We start from the raw sequence: 17,175 nt of genomic DNA, 5'->3' as shown, positions 1-17,175 counted from the left end.
GCGGCCGCGTGCCTCGCTACGTCAAGGGCAACCTGAAGGAGCAACCGAATGTCTTTCGCATTGACACGCAATGAACTGATTCGCTCGCAGAACCTGATCGACGGAGCATGGACCGGCGCCGCCGACGGCGCCCGCTTTGCCGTCACCAACCCGGCCACCGGCGAGACGATCGTCGAAGTCGCCGACAGCGGCGCCGCTGACGCGCGTGCCGCCACCAACGCCGCAGCCCGCACGTTCCCCGCCTGGCGCGACAGGCTGCCACGCGAGCGCGCCGAGATTCTGCGCCGCTGGCATGCGCTGATCGTCGCCAATACCGACGACCTCGCGAAGCTGATGTCGATGGAACAGGGCAAGCCGCTCGCGGAGGCCCGCGGCGAAGTTGCCTATGGCGCGTCGTACGTGGCCTGGTTCGCCGACGAAGCGACCCGCATCTATGGCGATCTGATTCCGCAGCAGCAGCGCGGCAAGCGCATGAGCGCGGTGAAGGAACCGGTCGGCGTGGTCGCGGCGATCACGCCGTGGAATTTCCCGCTGGCCATGATCGCCCGCAAGATCGCGCCCGCGCTCGCGGCGGGTTGCACCGTGGTCGCCAAACCCGCCGAAGACACGCCGCTCACCGCGCTCGCCCTCGCCGCCCTCGCTCAGGAAGCCGGTTTGCCGGACGGCGTGCTGAACATGCTGTCGGCGTCGCGTGAACAGGGCATTGCCGCCGTTGCCGACTGGCTCGCCGACGCACGGGTACGCAAGATCACCTTCACCGGTTCGACGCCGGTGGGCAAGCATCTCGCGCGCGAATCCGCGGGCACGCTGAAAAAGCTCTCGCTGGAATTGGGCGGCAACGCGCCCTTCATCGTATTCGACGACGCCGATCTCGACGCGGCCGTTACCGGCCTGATGGCGGCGAAGTTCCGCAATGGCGGCCAGACCTGCGTGTGTCCGAACCGCGTGTATGTGCAAGCCGGCGTCTATGAGCGTTTCGCCGATCTGCTCGCGAAACGCGTCGGCGCGCTGAAAGTTGCGCCTGCAACCGACCCGCAAGCGCAAATCGGTCCGATGATCAACGAGCGCGCGATCCAGAAGATTGCCCGTCACGTGGAAGACGCCGTCAAACACGGCGCGAAGGTGCTGGTGGGCGGCAAGCGCCTGACCGAACTCGGCCCGAACTACTACGCGCCGACCGTGCTGACGGACGCGCGGGATGACATGCTCGTCTGCTGCGAAGAGACCTTCGGCCCGGTCGCGCCGCTATTCCGTTTCGACGACGAAGCCGAAGCGATCCGTCTCTCCAACGACACGCCGTTCGGCCTCGCCGCCTACTTCTATACGCAGGACGTGCGGCGCATCAACCGCGTGGCCGCGCAACTCGAAGCGGGCGTGATCGGCATCAATGAAGGCGCGGTGTCGAGCGAAGCGGCGCCGTTCGGCGGCGTAAAGGAATCGGGCTATGGCCGCGAAGGGTCGAAGTATGGGCTCGACGATTACATGTCGATCAAGTACATGTGCCAAGGCGGGCTGGATTGACGGGCCGCCCTCCCGCTAGAGCCTGAACACCTGAACACCCTGCCGCCGAACGCCATCGCTTCCCAGTTGTGAGAAGCGCTGCGCCGAGGCGGCAGTTCTCATTTTGCCCGCAATAAATCCAGTACTTCGCCAGACCCGACGCGTTCGCCTCTCAACAGAACGCAGCCCCCTCTCGCCGCAACACCCCTCGCGCGAAATACCGTAACCGTCATGCACACGATTCATGACGGCCATTTTTGGCCTGAATTTGACCGCCTATTTCCGCGGTCATATTGTTCGACCATGCCTGCCGGGCTCGTCTCGCCGCTCCTGCCGAACACCATGACAAGAACGCGCGACCCTCCACATCGTGACCCTCCACCTGCCATGACCCGCCATGAATTCTGACGCGACAGCCGCTCTGACACCTCTGCCCGCAATCCGGCCCACCAGCAAGGTTCGTCGCGCAGTGACGACCGCCGTGCTCGGGCAGGTCCTCGAATGGTATGACTTCTTTCTTTATGGCACCGCTGCCGCGCTCGTGTTCGGCAAGCTGTTCTTTCCGGTCGGCAGCGATCCGTTGACGGGTACGATCGCCGCATTCGGCGGCTTTACGGTGGGCTTTATCGCGCGGCCTATCGGCGGCGTGTTGTGCGGCCATATCGGCGATCGCTACGGCCGCAAGACGGTCATGATGCTGACGCTGCTCGTCATGGGCACGGCCACCGTCTGCATGGGTCTGCTGCCGACCTATCAACAGATCGGCCTCGCGGCGCCCGTGTTGCTGGTGCTGTTGCGCATTCTGCAAGGCCTCGCCGCCGGCGGCGAATGGAGCGGCAGCATCCTGCTGATTCACGAAAGCGCGCCCGCCTCGCAGCGTGGCGCGCTCGCCGCCTGGAGTCCGTGCGGCGCGGCGTTCGGCTTCGTGCTGTCCACCGCCGCGTTTCTGCTCGTGCAAACGCTCTCGCCCGCCGACTTCCACAGCTGGGGCTGGCGCGTGCCGTTCCTCTGCAGCGCCGTGCTGGTCGCGCTCGGTCTGTGGATGCGCCGCTCCGTCGACGAAAGCGCGGAGTTCGCCGCAGTCAAGGCGACGCGCCGCGACGCCCGCATGCCGATCGTCGAAGTACTGCGCCAATGTCCGCGTCAGGTGCTGACCGTGTTCGGCCTGCGCTTCGGTGAAGGCGCGGCGTCGTACATCTTCTTCGCGTTCTCGATTGCGTACGGCCAGTTCATCGGCCTCAAATCGAGTTGGGTGCTAGGCGGCCTGACCGTGTCGATGCTGCTGATGATTCCCGTGTCCCTGTTGATGGGCCGTCTCACGGACCGCGTCGGCCGCAAGCCGGTTTATCTCGCCGGCGCCGTGGCGATGGTGCTGGTCGCCTATCCGTATTTCACGTTGCTCGGCTCCGGCGTGCTGTGGAAAGTCGTCGCGGCGCTCGTGCTCGCCAACAGCATCACGCTCGGCATTCTGGAAGGCGCGCAGCCCGCTTTCATCAGCGAATTGCTGCCCGTTCATTTGCGCTTCTCGGGGCTCGGCATTGGCCGCGAGATTTCGTCGGTACTCGGCGGCGGGCTTTCGCCGATGGTGGCGACCGCGCTGCTCGCGCATTACCGCAGCGCCGCGCCGGTGGCGATTTATCTCGTCGTGCTCGGCTTGATCACGGTGCTCGCGACCTGTCTCGCTCCGGAAACCTTTCCCAAAGCGCTACGGCTTCAGGCGAAAGCCAAAGAGCACGCCGGGCACGAAAGCGTCTAAGCGCGCTTCTTCCGCACCCATTCACTTTCTTTCGAAGCCGTCATCATGCAAAGCCTTCAGATGAGCACTCTTTCGACTTACGCCTACGAACCGCGCGCGACCGATCACGCGGATCCGTATCCCGACTACACCGGCCCGCTCACACTCGACGCGCTGATCGGTGAGATCGAACGCCGCCGCGACGAGTTCGATCATCTCTCGCATGTGCCGCGCGACATGATCGCGAAGATGAAGCGCGCCGGCATCTTTCGCGCGAGCACGCCGCAGCGCTTCGGCGGCGACGCGCTGCCGCCGGCGCAATTCCTGCGGATGCTCGAACGCATCGCGAGCGCCGACGGCTCCGCCGCGTGGGTCGCGGCGTTCGGCTCGGCGAATACCTACCTCGCCGCTTTGCCGATTGAAACGCAGCAGCAGATTTATGCTACCGGCCCCGACCAGGTTTTCTCGGGCGGACTCTATCCGCTGCAACCCGCGACGAAAGCGCCGGGCGGCTTCGTGGTCAGCGGTCAATGGCGCTTCGCGAGCGGCTGCAAGGGCGCCGACTGGATCGGCGTCGGCATCGGCGGCACGCCCGCCAATTCCGGCGATGCGGGCGCGGGCAAGCCGTTCACGGCCGTGTTCCCCGCGCATGAAGTGGAGATCGTCGAGAACTGGAACGTGGTCGGCATGCAGGGAACCGGCAGCCACGATTTGCGGCTGCGCGAGAAATTCGTCGATACGCAATGGACCTTCGTGCGCGGCGGCGCGGCGCTGATCGACGAACCGCTTTACCGCTATCCCGCTGTCGCATATCAGGCGCAGGTGCACGCCGCCGTCAACATCGGCCTCGCGCGCGCGGCGCTCGACCTGCTGACGGACATGTCCGGTTCGACCAAAACCACCACCGGCGCGCCGCGTCTCGCCGACCGTGGCTACTACCGCTCAGGCCTCGCGAAAGCGGAGGCCAACTGGCGCAGCACCCGCGCGTTCTTCTACGAATCCGCCGAGGCCGCGTGGCGGACGATCATCGATGGCGATCCCGTTTCCCAGGAGCAGGCCAATCTGTTGCGCCTCAGCGCGACGCACGCCGCGCAGATCGGCGCGGAAGTGGTGATGCAGGCGTATCAGATGGCGGGTATCGCAGCGATCTATCGCGAGAACCGTTTGCAGCGCCTCGTGCGCGATTCGATCGTCGTGACACAGCATGCGTTTCTCGGCGAAGGCACGTATGACGCATCCGGCGCGCTGTTCGCCGGCGTGCCGCCGGTCACGCCCTTTCCCTAACGCGGCGCGTCCCGACTCAGGCCAATGCAAAAGGAAAACATCGTGACGATCGAAGACACCAGAAAGCGTTTCCGCGATGCGATGGCGTGCCTGCCGGCCGCCGTCAACATCGTCACCACGGACGGGCCGGGCGGCCGCTGCGGCATTACTGCAAGCGCGGTGTGCTCGGTGACGGACGCACCGCCCACCATGCTCGTGTGTATCAATCAGGCCAGCTGTGTGCATGACGTACTGCATCGCAACCGCAGCGTGTGTATCAACGTGCTTGCCGCCGAGTGCCAGGAAGTGGCCCGTGATTTCGCCGGCATGACAGCGTGCTCGATGGACGAGCGTTTCGGACGCCATGCGTGGACCAGCGGCGCTTTGCAGGCGCCGGTGCTCGCGGATGCGATCGCCAGTCTCGAAGGCGAGATCGTCGACATCAAGACGGTCGGCTCGCACTCGGTCATGTTCGCGCAGATTCGGCACATCGCGTTGCGCTCGGACGGCGACGGGCTCATCTATTTCGGCCGCGAGTTTCATCGGCTGACACGGCCGCAAGCGGCGGCGCACCTGGCTGCAGCGCCGGGCGCGAGGTGAGCGTGGAAGTCTGCTTCTTTCTCCTTGGCCACGGTACGCCTGCATGTGCACCGCGTTTCGAGCTAACACCGCGAAATGTAGAGGGATTACGCCGTTACGTGATCCACGTGCCCGCGGCATCGGACGACTGCGATCCTTTGTCGAAGTCCGACGCATCCGCGCGACCTCGCTGCGTGCTGCAATGGTATTTCGACGACCTCGAACTGCTTGAACAAGCGCTGCAACCTAAGGGTGCAATTCACGACGTCGCAAAGGAATCTGCGAGCACGGGTCTCACCTTTGTGCAGCAAGCCATGGCGGTCAGGCAATTCACCACCCCGGATCCAGGCGATCTTGACGCACGCGCCGAACGCTGCACCTACCTCGTCAGCTACGAAGGCGAAGCACAGGACTTCAACGCGTGGCTCTCGCATTACCTCGCGCATCATCCACCGCTGATGGCGCAATTGCCCGGCATTCGCGAGCTCGAAATCTACACGCGGCTCGATTACCGCTCGGGTCTCGACGTCGAGCGCGCCATGGCCATGCAACGCAACAAAGTCGTCTTCGACGATTCCGCGTCGCTAGCGGACGCGCTGGCCTCGCCGATACGCGCCAGCATGAAGCAGGATTTCAACGCTTTTCCGCCCTACAGCGGCGCGACGCTGCATTTCCCTATGCGTAGCATTTACGGTAATCTGAAACCCAAATAAACGCCCGCCCTCGCCGCGATCCGAACGTCATGACCAAGTCGCACCCCGGCATTACGGATTTGAACCTGCTGCGCGTATTCCTGGCCATCTCCGATCTGCGCAGCCTGACCGCCGCGGGCGAGCGTCTCGGACTCACACAACCGGCGGTCAGCCACGCGTTGCGCCGGCTGCGCGTTTTATTCGACGACCCACTGTTCGTTCGCACGCCCACCGGCATGGTGCCCACCGACGCCGCGTTGCGCCTGCACGCGCCGTTGACTCAAGCGCTCGGCATCATCAACGACGCGGTCCAGCAAATCGCCAAATTCGATCCCGCCACGGCGCAGCGCGTGTTTCGCGTGTCCATGTCGGATATGTCGGAGTTCTATTTCCTGCCGCCGCTTCTTTCGATGCTCGACCGCAGCGCGCGCGGCATTCGCCTGGAGATCGCGAACGTCTCTGTCGATTCGGTGAGTTCGGCCATGCGCAGCGGCAAGATCGATCTGGCGCTCGGCTACGTGCCTGGTCTCGATCCAGGATGTGTAAGCAGGACGCTGTTCGTCGACGAACATGTTTGCGTGGTGCGGGCGGGCCATCCGCTACGCAAACAGAAGCCGACCAAGGAGGACCTCGCGAGCCTGCGCTACGTCTACGCCAGCACCAATGCGACCGGCCACCGGATGGTCGAACAGTGGCTCGAAGAATTGAATCTGCGCCGTGATATCGTGCTGCGCCTGCCGCATTTCGTGGTGGCGCCGGAGATCGTTCAGCATACCGACCTCGCCGTGATCTTTCCGCGAAGTATCGCGCAGCGCTTCAATCGCAACAAAGCCTTTCGCATTTTGCCGTTGCCGTTCGCGCTGCCGCCCATCGAAATCCAGGTCCACTCGCACTCGCAATTTTCGGCGGATCCGGGCATTGCGTGGTTGCTCGATGAGATTTACGGCATGTTCCATCAATCGCCTGATAGCGGTAAGACACGAATGGGAAAACCGCTATGAACATCAGAGCCCTGCAATGCTTCGTGATTCTCGCGGAGGAACTCAATTTCAGCCGCGCCGCCGAGCGCCTGCATATCGCGCAGCCCGCGCTGAGCCAGCAGATCCGTTCACTCGAAGAACGGCTCGGCACGCAACTGGTGGATCGCGCACGACGTCCGTTGAGTCTCACCGAAGCGGGCCACTATCTGTGCAACGAGGCGCGTCAGATTCTCGGCTCGCTGGAACAGGTGACGCTCGTCGCGCAGGAAATCGGCGTGGGCCGGCGCGGCTGGCTGAGTGTGGGCTTCACGCGTTCGTCGATGTACAGCGTCTTGCCGCCCGCGCTGAACGCGTTTCACAAGGCGTATCCGCAGGTCGAACTCAAACTCTTCGAAATGCTCACCGAAGAACAGACCGATGCGCTGCGCGACATGCGCATTCACATCGGCATCGGCCGGCAGCCGCTGACGGTTGAAGGCTGCACCTCGTATACGCTGCTGCGCGAGCGCGTCGTGGCCGCGCTCGACCCCAGTCATCCGCTTGCAGCGCAAAAGAAGGTGAGCATCGCCGATCTCGCCGACACGCCGCTGATTCTGTACCCGAAGCATCAGAATGCGCAGTTCAAGCGCTCGGTGCAATCGCTCTATCGCGATGCGGGCATCACCCCGCTCGTCGCGCACGAGGCTTATGAAATCCAGACCGCGATTGCCCTGGTTGCGGCAGGCCTGGGCGTGACGTTTATCGGCGAATCCGTGGCGCGGCTCGGACGCACCGATGTGGTTTACCGTCACCTTACCGGACCGGGCTCGTCGTACCGCTCCACGCTTGCCGCCACCTTCCGCACCGACGACGCTTCGCCCCACCTGCGGGCGTTTCTGGCTTGCCTTCCCGCACCGCTCAAAACCAGTGCACTATAAGCAAAAAGCTATAGAAGAATAAGCAAGCGGTCTTGGACTCCCTGTCCGCACGTTCTTATCATTGACCTCACACATGATTAGAACGCAGCGTTGGCTAAGGCTATCGCCGCAAGGTAGGAGACAGGATGACCGCGATCAACGAAGCCGTAACCATGCGAAAAGTCTACGGGCGCCTCATGCCCCTGCTCTTCGCGATGATGTTCTTCAACTATCTCGACCGGATCAATATCGGTTTCGCCGCGCTGGACATGAACAAGCAGCTCGGTTTCAGTCCGGCCGTGTTCGGCTTCGCGGGCAGCATCTTCTTCGTCGGCTACATGCTGCTGGAAGTGCCGAGCAATCTATTGCTGCATCGCGTCGGCGCACGCCGCTGGATTGCCCGCATTCTTCTGACGTGGGGCGCGGTCGCCGCGGCCACGGCTTTCGTGTTCAACGATTCGAGCTTCTACGCGCTGCGGTTTCTGCTCGGCGTGATGGAAGCGGGCTTTCTGCCGGGCGTCGCGGTCTATCTGACGAAATGGTTTCCGGTGCGTTACCGTGCGCGGGCGGTTGGAGGTTACATCATCGCCGGTTCGTTTTCGGCGGTGCTGGGCGGCCCGATTTCGACCGCGTTGATGACCTACGCGAACGGCATTCTCGGTTTGCAGGGCTGGCAGTGGATGTTCATCCTCGAGGGCGTGCCGGCCATGCTGCTCGGCCTGTTGACGCTGCGCATCATGACCGAACGCCCCGCCGACGCCGACTGGCTGTCCGACGACGAAAAGCGCTGGCTCGAGTCGACGCTCGCCGCCGAGCGTCAAGCCGTAGGCGGCAACGCGCATTTTCCCTTGCTGCGTGTGGCGGGCGACATCCGCGTGTGGAGCCTGGCGTGTCTATTCGGTTGCGCGCTGGTCGGTATTTATGGCCTCTTCCTCTGGCTGCCGCAGATCGTCAAGAGTCTTGGCCATCTGAGCAATCTCGAAGTCGGCTTTCTGTCGGCTGCGCCGCCCTTGCTCGGCGTGTTGGGCACCTTCCTGATCAGCCGCAGTTCCGACCGCACCGGCGACCGCAAGAAGCACCTCGCCTTCGTGTACGGCATGAGCGCGCTGGCCATTGCCGGCAGCGCGTACGCACCAAACCCCGTGATCGCTTATGTGCTGCTGTGCGTCACCGGTTTGTTCATCTATGCAGGCAACCCGCTGTTCTGGAGCCTCGCGTCCTCCTTCAGAACCGGCGCAGCAGGCGCGGCGACGATCGCGCTGATCAACACCATCGCGCAGTTCGGCGGGCTGGTCGGCCCGTGGAGCATCGGCCTCGTGCGCAATGCGACCGGCAACTTCAAGCTGGCCTTGCTGACGATCGCGGCCTTTCTGATTGTCGCGACGATCATCGCGCTAGTCATGCGGGTCGCGCCGGTTGAAGACGAAGCGAACTCGCTCGCCACCGGCGACGCCGCGCCGCGCGCCTGAAAGGCCGAGCGGCAACACATAACGCCTGACAAAACAGCGGACTGAATCTGCGCACGCATTACCTGCGTGCGCAAGGACAACTTACAGGATTTGCACACCATGATCATCGATTGTCACGGTCATTACACGACCTCACCGCGCCAGCATGAAGCCTGGCGCGCGCAGCAGATCGCCGCGCTGAAGGACGGCGGCACGACGCCACCGCGGCCCGTCATCACCGACGACGAGATTCGCGAGAGCATCGAGGGTGGCCAGTTGCGGATTCAGCGCGAACGCGGGACCGACCTCACGATTTTCTCGCCGCGTGCCGCCGGCATGGGTCATCACCTCGCCACGGCCGAAGCCAACGCGCTCTGGTCGATCGAATGCAACGACCTCGTGCATCGCGTGTGTGAGCTGTTTCCGCGCAATTTCGTCGGCGTATGCCAGTTGCCGCAAGCGCCTGGCGTCGCGCCCGCGAACTGCATCGGCGAATTGCGGCGCTGTGTCGAAGAACTCGGCTTTATCGGCTGCAATCTGAACCCGGATCCGTCCGGCGGCCACTGGTCCGGCTTGCCGCTCACGGACCGCTCCTGGTATCCGCTCTATGAAGCGATGGTGGAGCTCGACGTGCCGGCGATGATCCACGTCTCGTCGTCCTGCAATCCGAATTTCCATGCGACGGGCGCGCATTACATCAACGGCGATACGTCGGCGTTCATGCAGTTGCTGCAGGGCGATCTGTTCGCCGACTTTCCCACGCTGCGCTTCATCATCCCTCATGGCGGCGGTGCGGTGCCCTATCACTGGGGACGTTATCGCGGACTCGCGCAGGACATGAAGCGTCCGCTGCTCAGCGAATATCTGCTGAAGAACGTGTTCTTCGATACCTGCGTCTATCACCAGCCCGGCGCCGAACTGCTCGCCAAGGTCATTCCGGTGGAGAACATTCTGTTCGCGTCGGAGACCATCGGCGCGGTGCAGGGTATCGATCCGGAGACCGGCCACTATTACGACGATACGCGCCGCTATATCGACGCCATCGAATGGCTCAGCGACGCGGACCGTCAGCGTATCTACGAAGACAACGCGCGCCGTGTCTATCCGCGGCTCTCGCGTCAACTCGATCTACAACTCGCTGCGCAAGTAACTCAAGGGGCAACGGTATGAATCCAATCGGATGGCGCGAATACGACTCCGCGCCTCAGGCCGACGCGGCCACGCTCGAAACACTTCGTGAACTGGCCGTCTCGCTGCTGAGCGACAACATGGCGCGCGCGAGCGGCATGGTGGGCTTGCGGCCTTATCACCAGCCGCGCCCGATGGCCGGCACTGCAGTCACGGTCCACACACGGCCGGGCGACAACCTCGCGATACATCGCGCGTTCGACTTTTGCCGGCCCGGCGACGTGCTGGTGATCGACGGTGCGGGCGACCTCACGCAGGCGCTGATGGGCGAGATCATGGCGAGCTTCGCGGAAAGTCTCGGCGTGCAAGGCCTCGTGATCGATGGCGCGATCCGTGACGTCGGTTCGCTGCGACAGCGCGAGTTTCCCGTCTATGCGCGCGGCGTGACGCATCGCGGGCCGTACAAGAACGGACCGGGCGAAATCAACGTGCCGGTCACGGTCGGCGGCACGGTGGTGCATCCTGGCGATATCATTGTCGGCGACGAAGACGGCCTGCTCGCGATCACACCCGCCGACGTGGCAGCGGTGATCGAAGGCGCGCGCCGCCAGCACGCGAAGGAAACGGCGGCGCTGAAGTCGATTGCCGAAGGCAAGTTCGACCGTTCGTGGGTCGTTCCGCACCGGGAACGGATGATGAACAACTGACCGTGAGCCCCATGGCGCAATATCTGAACGCTGCAACACTCCTCGAACTCGCGCGCGCCGCGCAGACGCGCGCCATCGCGCCCTGCACGTGCACGAAAACGCCGCTCGACGGCTGGCAATCGCAGCCTTTATCGCTCGATGAAACGCAGTTCGAGGAAATCGGCACCTTGATGCCGGAGGGCGATCCGGAGCCGACGTTCAGCGAGTATCTGCCGGGCAAGACGACATACTGGGCGGTGGATGCGCCTATCGCACCGCGCTACTTTCCGTATAACCGCTGCGCCGTGTGGCAATGCTCGCTGTGCGGGCGGCTTTATCTGCGTTACGTGGAAGGCGGCGGGTATTTCGTGGACCGCAGGATTCGTGCGGTGAAGGCCGAGTTGATCGAGGATGTGCCTTTGCCGGCGTGATAGCGGCAACGCGAACGCACGCCGCCTAATGCCCCGGCTTCAACGCCGCATACGCCCCGGGCGTGATCCCATAAGCCCGCTTGAACAGCCGGTTGAGATGGCTTTGATCGTAGAAGCCCACGGCCGCCGCAGCCGTCGCCGCGCTCTGCCCTGAGGCAAGCATCCGTTTCGCCGCCAGCAACCTAACCTGGGTCGCGTAGGCGTGCGGCGGCAGCCCGAATTCCTTGCAGAAAGCGCGCGTGAGGTAGTAGCGGCTCAGCCCCACCAGTTCCGCCAGTTCATCGACCGAAATATCGCGCTCGTAATTGGCGGCGACGTACTCGCGTACCTGCTCCATCTTGCGCGCCTCCCGCCGGGGTTCTCCCACCTCCTCAGGCGAGCGCCCATAGCGCCCGACCAGCATCCCCATCGCAGCCCACCAGTTCGCCTGACGCTCCATCAGCGAGACAGCGCGCTGTTCGTCCAGGCTCGCATGCGCCTTGACCAGCAGGCCCGCGAGGTGCGGATCCTGATACAGCCCCGGCGGAATCAGCAGCGGTCTGTCGGCGCGCGCGTCGGGAGAGAAGACTGCGCTGAGCGCGCCGAGCCCTTCCATGTCCAGGTAGATCGCGCGATAAATCCATTCGCGCCCCTCCCAGACCTCACCGCTATGGTATTCGCCTGGCCCGAAGACCAGCACGCTGCCGGGGCCGGCAACCTCGCTGCCCGCGCGCGTGTGACATTGGCCCGCGCCGGTTTCGGTCATGACGATGACGAGTTCGTCATGCAGATGCCGGTCGAACTTGTGATTGCCGTAACGGGCGCTCGCGAGACATGCGCCGTCGAGCGCGCCGTCGCGCCAGCAGACCACTTCCGGCTCGCTTTTATCCGAAGTCTCCATAGCTCGCGCCCCCTGTTCTTCAAACCAGTTCGATTCTGACCCGGCGATTACGACGGCCCTTGTTCTCTATCTTCGCGATGCGAATGGGCCGCGACTGCGCGGTATTGGTCAGGTGAGTGCCGCCGCATGCCTGCCGGTCCAGATCGCCGATCTCGACGATGCGCACCGTGCCGTCCGGCGTCGGCGGCGGCGCCACCGAGAGGCTGCGGATCAGACCTTGCGTTGCCTTTGCTTCGTCGGCGCCGACGTAATAGGTGCGCACCTCCATTGCGCTGCGGATCACCTCGTTGACGGGTTCTTCCAGCAGACGCAGCGCGTCGTTGTCCGCTTCGGGCAGATCGAAGTCCATGCGCGCGGTGCCGTCGGCGTTGATCTGCGCGCCGGTCACGAGCGCGCCGGCAAAGCGCTGGTACACCAGCGCGTTGAGAATATGCGTGACGGTATGGAGTTGCGCGACCGCGGCGCGGCGCGCCGCGTCGATGGCCACGTGCACGTTGCCGTCCAGTTCGAGCGGTGCGTCAAGCAGATGCCAGAGCACATCGCCTTCCGCCACGACGCCGGTAATGCGCACCGCGCCCTGCGCGTGCGTCAGCGTGGCGGCGTCCGACACCTGGCCGCCGCCGCCCGGATGCAAGGCGGAACGGCCCAGCACGACCGCACCGGGCCGCGCGGCGATCACCGCCGTTTCAAAGTCCAGCAGATCCGGCTGCTCATGGCAAAGATAATGCGGCACCTTGATGTCCTCGCGGAAATTAACTGAATACGCCTAGGATACCCAGTCCCGCGGGCGGCCGTCTTGGTTAAAAATGCCCTGTGGGGGCTGACCTGGCAAACTCATGTCGGCAGATATGGAACAGCCTCTGCCGAAAGCGCTCCGGACAAGGCCCATTTCCCGCGAATTCCAGTATTCTGAACCATCTCGCTGAACGCACCCAACCGCCCCGGCTTTCCTCCATGAATCTATCTTTTGAAGTCCTGCAGGTACTCGATGCAATCGATCGAACCGGCACGTTTGCGAACGCCGCCGAAACGCTTCACAAAGTGCCGTCGTCGCTCAGTTATCTGGTTCAGAAACTCGAACTCGATCTCGGCGTCAAGCTGTTCGACCGCACTGGCCGGCGTGCCACGCTGACGCACGCGGGACGCGTGGTCGTGGAGGAAGGCCGGCGTCTGCTGGAAGCGGCCGAAGCGCTCGAATTCAAGGCGAAGCGAATTGAGCACGGCTGGGAATCCGATCTGCACATCGCCGTCGACGAGATCATTCCGTTCGACCTGCTCTGGCATCACGTCAGCGAGTTTTACAAGCTGAAGCTGGAAACGAAGCTGCATCTGTCGAAAGAAGTGTTGGGCGGCTCGTGGGACGCGCTGCTCACTCGTCGCGCGGATCTGATCGTCGGCGCGGCCGGCGATCCGCCGCCCATCCCCAATCTGATCGCGAAACCGATCGGCTCGCTGAAACATGTGTTCGTGGTGGCGCCGGATCATCCGTTGGCGTCGATACCCGGACCGCTCACGATGGACACCGTCGCGCGCCATCGCGCGGTCGCGATCGGCGATACGTCGCGCAAACTCGCGCCGCGCACGATCGCGCTTGCAGTCAATCAGGAAGTGCTCACGGTGCCGACGCTCGAAGCCAAGCTCGCCGCACAGATCAGGGGCCTCGCAGCGGGCACGATCCCGGAGTGCCTCGCCGTCGACGCGCTAAGGCAGGGCGAGCTGGTGCAAAAGGAAGTGATCGGCATGCGCGACGTCACGCACTTCTATCTGGCGTGGCGCGACAACGAGAGCGGCAACGCGCTGCAATGGTGGGTCGATCAGTTGAACCGGCCGGACCTGATCGACGACGTAGTGCAACAACGCATGCTGCACGGGTGAGGTTCGATGACTAGCAGGCTTCGCTGATCTCGTCCGGTGGCGGGTCGTCGAACGACGCCGCACTGGCATCCGCATGCGGGTGCATCCGCGTATCGATTCCTGTTGCAATAGCGGCCGGCGCGCACGCTTCAGTCGCTACACGCAGTAATGTTTTAGCCGCCTTGAAGTCGTCCCAATCGCGACCCTCCGTCAGTCTCGCGCAAGCGGACTTCAGCAGTTGCACCGCCTCCGCGCTCCGGCCTTGCGCATGCCAAAGCCGCGCGAGGCTGGTCGCGGCCCGCAGTTGCAACGTGCCGCAACCCTGTACCGACGATTCTTCGACCGCCGCGCTCAAACTCGCCTGCGCCTGCGTCGCCGCAGCGCCGAACGGCGACTGGCCAAAGCCGTCTTCCATCAGCACTAGTTCGGCGTGCACGCGTCTGAGTTCGGCCGCATACCACTGGTCGCCGGTTTCGTCGCCCCGCGCGAGCGCAGCCGCCACGGCGGCGATGCCTTCCTCGAGCTGTCCGGCACGGCCGAGCGCAAGGCCGTATTGCGCGACGAGCATGGCGCGTGGCGCGGCGTAGCCGAGCGCGTCGAGATCGTCCAACGCGGCGCGGAAGCTGTGCACACGCTGCGCGCTGCTGTCATCCAGCGAATGCAGGTATTCGTCGAAACAGCGGCAGCATGCATGCGCCACACGCAGCCCGCCGCGCGTCGACACGTCCTGCAATAGCGCTATCGCCTGAGCCGCCCGTTTACGATCGCCCGCCAGCAGCGCCAGCGGAATTTCCGCTTCGACCAGCACATAACACGTGACGATAGCCTGCTCCTGCCGGCACGCTTCGGCAACGCATGCCTCGGCGACCCTGAGCGACTGATCGCGCGCGCCCTGCAAGCCGAGCACGCGAGCAAACGTCGCACGGCCGACCACGCCCTGATCGATGGATTGCCCGAGCGGCAGCCGATGTTGCAGACGGCCGGCATGCTGCAAGAGCTGATCGAGCGAGGCGCGCGCCTGGTGCTGATCGCCCGCATAGTGCGAGGCAATGCCGAGCAGGCGATGAGCGAGAATCCCGTTGGCGGTATTGCCCGTCTCGGCGGCGAGCAAGGCGAAGCGCTGCGCGAACGCCAGCGCGTTGCGCGCCTCGCCAGACGACTGGCTCGCGTTCCACATGCCCCACAACGCGCGTGCTTCGAAGGTCTGATCACCGAGTGCAATCGCGAGCGCGAGCACTTCGGCCCAGATGCCGAGCGTTTCGCGATCCGGTCCATTGACGTAGACAAGCGCCGCACCGAGCGCAGCCAGCAGTTGCATGCGCACGCGCAAATGGCGCGGCGAGCGCGAGCCCTGATACGTCGCGTCCACAGCGTCGAGCGCGCGCCGCGTCCACACGCAGCATTCGTCGACCAGCGAAAGCTCATACAGCAGCGACACGAACTTCACCGCCAGCGTTTCACCCAGCGCGGCGTCGCCTTTGGGCGATAGCGCCCAGCCCAGCGCGGCTCGCAAATCGTCGAGTTGCTCGCGCATGCGGTGATGCCAGCCGTGCCGTTCGGCGCCCGCGGCGTCCGCTTCACGCGCTCCCTTGGAGGCGTCGCTCGACGGATCACGTTCGAGCAGGTTGGAAAAATAGCGTGCGTGAGCGAGCGTGATGAGACGCCGTTCGCCGTTGTCGTCGAGCTTTTGCATCGCGTAGGCACGCGTGGTTTCCAGCAGCCGATACCTCGCCTTGCCGCGCTCGGCCTGCATCACCACCAGCGATTTTTCGACGAGCCCGGATAGCGCCGCGATCACGTCGGATTCGCGCAAGCCTTCGTCGCTTACGAGAGCGATCGCCGAGTCGATCGTGAAGCTGTTGACGAAAACGCCGAGCCGGCGCAACGTCGTGCGCTCCGCGTCGTCGAGCAACGCGTGGCTCCAGTCGAGTGTCGCCTTCAAGGTCTGGTGGCGCGGCAACGCCGTGCGATTGCCGCCCGTCAGCATGTTGAAGCGGTCGTCGAGATGATCGGCAAGCGTCTCGATACCGAGGATCGCGGCGCGCGCCGCCGCCAGTTCGATAGCCAGCGGAATGCCGTCGAGGCGGCGGCATACGGTGCCGGTCAAATGGATGCTTCTGTCGTCGGACGAAAAACGCGCGTCGATCGCGCGGGCGCGTGACAGGAACAACTGGACGGCACTGTGTTGCAACACACACTGGCTCTCGGCGTCGCGGGCGGGCACGTCGAGTGATGCCACCCAGTACAGATGTTCGTCCACGACACGCAGAGGTTCGCGGCTGGTCGCGAGAATCCGCATGGCTGGACTCACGTTCACGAGCGCTTCGGCGAGTTCGGCTGCGGGACCGAGCACGTGCTCGCAGTTGTCCAGCACGAACAGCACGCGCCGTTCGCCGAGTTCCTTGCTGATGCGGGCCAGCGTAAGCGGGCCACTCGCGGCGCTCACGCCGACGCTAGTGGCGAACATGGCGAGCACGCTGTTCGCGTCCACGGTGCACGCAAGCGGCACGAGATACACACCTTCGGGAAAGTGCGCCAGTAAGCTGCGTGCGATCTCGATGGCCAGGCGCGTCTTGCCGATTCCGCCCGAGCCGACGAGCGTCACGTGACGCGTTGAAGCGAGCGCCTGTGCAATGTCGTTGATTGCCTGGTCCCGCCCGATCAGCGGCAAGCTATTGGCCGGCAGATTGTTGAGAGTACCGCGAAGGGATGCGATGTCTTCAGCGGCGTCGGGCGCGTTATCGCGAGCGGCATTGCCCGCCTGTTCCGCGGATGCGTCTCGCGACACCAGCCGGTAGCCTCTTCCCGACACGGTCTGTATGAGGTTCCGGCTCTCGCCCAGCACCTTGCGCAGGGCGGACATATGCACCTGAAGATTGTTCTCTTCAACGATAGTGTCCGGCCAGACCTGCTCGAGCATGGCGCTCTTCGACACCAGCGCGCCGTTCGCGCCGATCAGCACGGCCAGGATGTCGAATGCACGGCTGCCGATGCGCACAGGCTGGCCGTCGAGAAACAGTTCCCGGCTGGCGAGGTCCACCTGAAGCGGGCCAATGCGGATCATTGCCTGAGTATCCAAGACGCTGCGGGAAGAGGAAACACT

Annotated in this window: 15 protein-coding genes; 12 read left to right on the top strand and 3 right to left on the bottom strand. The window is 64.1% G+C overall.

Annotated elements, in window-relative coordinates:
• The first annotated feature begins 48 nt into the window (after positions 1–48).
• The 11 genes from B0G82_RS29825 to B0G82_RS29775 all read left to right on the top strand — a co-directional run bounded on the left by B0G82_RS29825 (position 49) and on the right by B0G82_RS29775 (position 11,338).
• Positions 49–1,521, top strand: coding sequence for an NAD-dependent succinate-semialdehyde dehydrogenase (locus tag B0G82_RS29825; protein WP_121309958.1), 1,473 nt, complete (start codon positions 49–51; stop codon positions 1,519–1,521).
• 376 nt (positions 1,522–1,897) lie between these two features.
• Positions 1,898–3,256: an MFS transporter gene (locus tag B0G82_RS29820; protein WP_121309957.1), complete on the top strand. Its 1,359-nt coding sequence runs from the start codon at positions 1,898–1,900 to the stop codon at positions 3,254–3,256.
• A 45-nt stretch (positions 3,257–3,301) separates the two neighbouring features.
• Positions 3,302–4,519 (top strand): acyl-CoA dehydrogenase family protein, encoded by a 1,218-nt coding sequence (locus B0G82_RS29815; protein WP_121309956.1) that lies wholly within the window; start codon positions 3,302–3,304, stop codon positions 4,517–4,519.
• Positions 4,520–4,543: 24 nt separating this feature from the next.
• Positions 4,544–5,098 carry a 4-hydroxyphenylacetate 3-monooxygenase, reductase component gene (gene hpaC, locus B0G82_RS29810; RefSeq protein ID WP_121309955.1) on the top strand — a complete coding sequence of 185 codons (555 nt, stop codon included), beginning with the start codon at positions 4,544–4,546 and terminating at the stop codon, positions 5,096–5,098.
• Positions 5,095–5,790, top strand: coding sequence for an EthD family reductase (locus B0G82_RS29805; protein ID WP_241974892.1), 696 nt, complete (start codon positions 5,095–5,097; stop codon positions 5,788–5,790). Before hpaC ends, B0G82_RS29805 begins: the two co-directional genes overlap by 4 nt.
• A 29-nt stretch (positions 5,791–5,819) precedes the next feature.
• Entirely contained in the window at positions 5,820–6,770 is a 951-nt protein-coding gene (locus B0G82_RS29800) for a LysR family transcriptional regulator (protein ID WP_121309953.1), read from the top strand.
• A complete protein-coding gene (locus B0G82_RS29795; RefSeq protein WP_121309952.1) occupies positions 6,767–7,666 on the top strand; it encodes a LysR family transcriptional regulator in 900 nt (299 codons plus the stop codon). The genes B0G82_RS29800 and B0G82_RS29795 overlap by 4 nt, the downstream gene beginning before the upstream one ends.
• Positions 7,667–7,791: 125 nt before the next feature.
• Entirely contained in the window at positions 7,792–9,114 is a 1,323-nt protein-coding gene (locus B0G82_RS29790) for an MFS transporter (protein WP_116147675.1), read from the top strand.
• 99 nt (positions 9,115–9,213) lie between these two features.
• The gene (locus tag B0G82_RS29785; protein WP_121309951.1) at positions 9,214–10,263 is read left to right on the top strand and encodes an amidohydrolase family protein; all 1,050 of its coding nucleotides are present in this window, start codon (positions 9,214–9,216) and stop codon (positions 10,261–10,263) included.
• Positions 10,260–10,928: an RraA family protein gene (locus B0G82_RS29780; protein ID WP_116147671.1), complete on the top strand. Its 669-nt coding sequence runs from the start codon at positions 10,260–10,262 to the stop codon at positions 10,926–10,928. Before B0G82_RS29785 ends, B0G82_RS29780 begins: the two co-directional genes overlap by 4 nt.
• An 11-nt stretch (positions 10,929–10,939) precedes the next feature.
• Positions 10,940–11,338, top strand: a complete 399-nt coding sequence (locus B0G82_RS29775; protein ID WP_121309950.1) for a hypothetical protein — start codon at positions 10,940–10,942, stop codon at positions 11,336–11,338.
• 25 nt (positions 11,339–11,363) lie between these two features.
• On the opposite strand, the gene B0G82_RS29770 is transcribed toward B0G82_RS29775, so the two are convergent.
• Both B0G82_RS29770 and B0G82_RS29765 read right to left on the bottom strand, forming a co-directional pair.
• Positions 11,364–12,218: an AraC family transcriptional regulator gene (locus B0G82_RS29770; protein ID WP_121309949.1), complete on the bottom strand. Its 855-nt coding sequence runs from the start codon at positions 12,216–12,218 to the stop codon at positions 11,364–11,366.
• 19 nt (positions 12,219–12,237) lie between these two features.
• Complete coding sequence (locus B0G82_RS29765; RefSeq protein WP_121309948.1) at positions 12,238–12,951, bottom strand: alanyl-tRNA editing protein; 714 nt, start codon at positions 12,949–12,951, stop codon at positions 12,238–12,240.
• 221 nt (positions 12,952–13,172) lie between these two features.
• On the opposite strand from B0G82_RS29765, the gene B0G82_RS29760 reads away from it, so the two are divergent.
• The gene (locus B0G82_RS29760; RefSeq protein ID WP_121309947.1) at positions 13,173–14,093 is read left to right on the top strand and encodes a LysR family transcriptional regulator; all 921 of its coding nucleotides are present in this window, start codon (positions 13,173–13,175) and stop codon (positions 14,091–14,093) included.
• A gap of 10 nt (positions 14,094–14,103) precedes the next feature.
• Here the strand turns inward: B0G82_RS29760 and B0G82_RS29755 are convergent, their stop codons facing one another.
• On the bottom strand, positions 14,104–17,136 hold the full coding sequence (locus B0G82_RS29755) for a winged helix-turn-helix domain-containing protein (protein WP_121309946.1): 3,033 nt from the start codon (positions 17,134–17,136) through the stop codon (positions 14,104–14,106).
• Between the last annotated feature and the right edge of the window lie 39 nt (positions 17,137–17,175).

The organism is Paraburkholderia sp. BL17N1 (assembly GCF_003634175.1).
Lineage (GTDB): Bacteria > Pseudomonadota > Gammaproteobacteria > Burkholderiales > Burkholderiaceae > Paraburkholderia.
The sequence above is the reverse complement of the archived record's forward strand: the minus strand, read 5'-3'. Positions and strand labels throughout refer to the sequence as shown.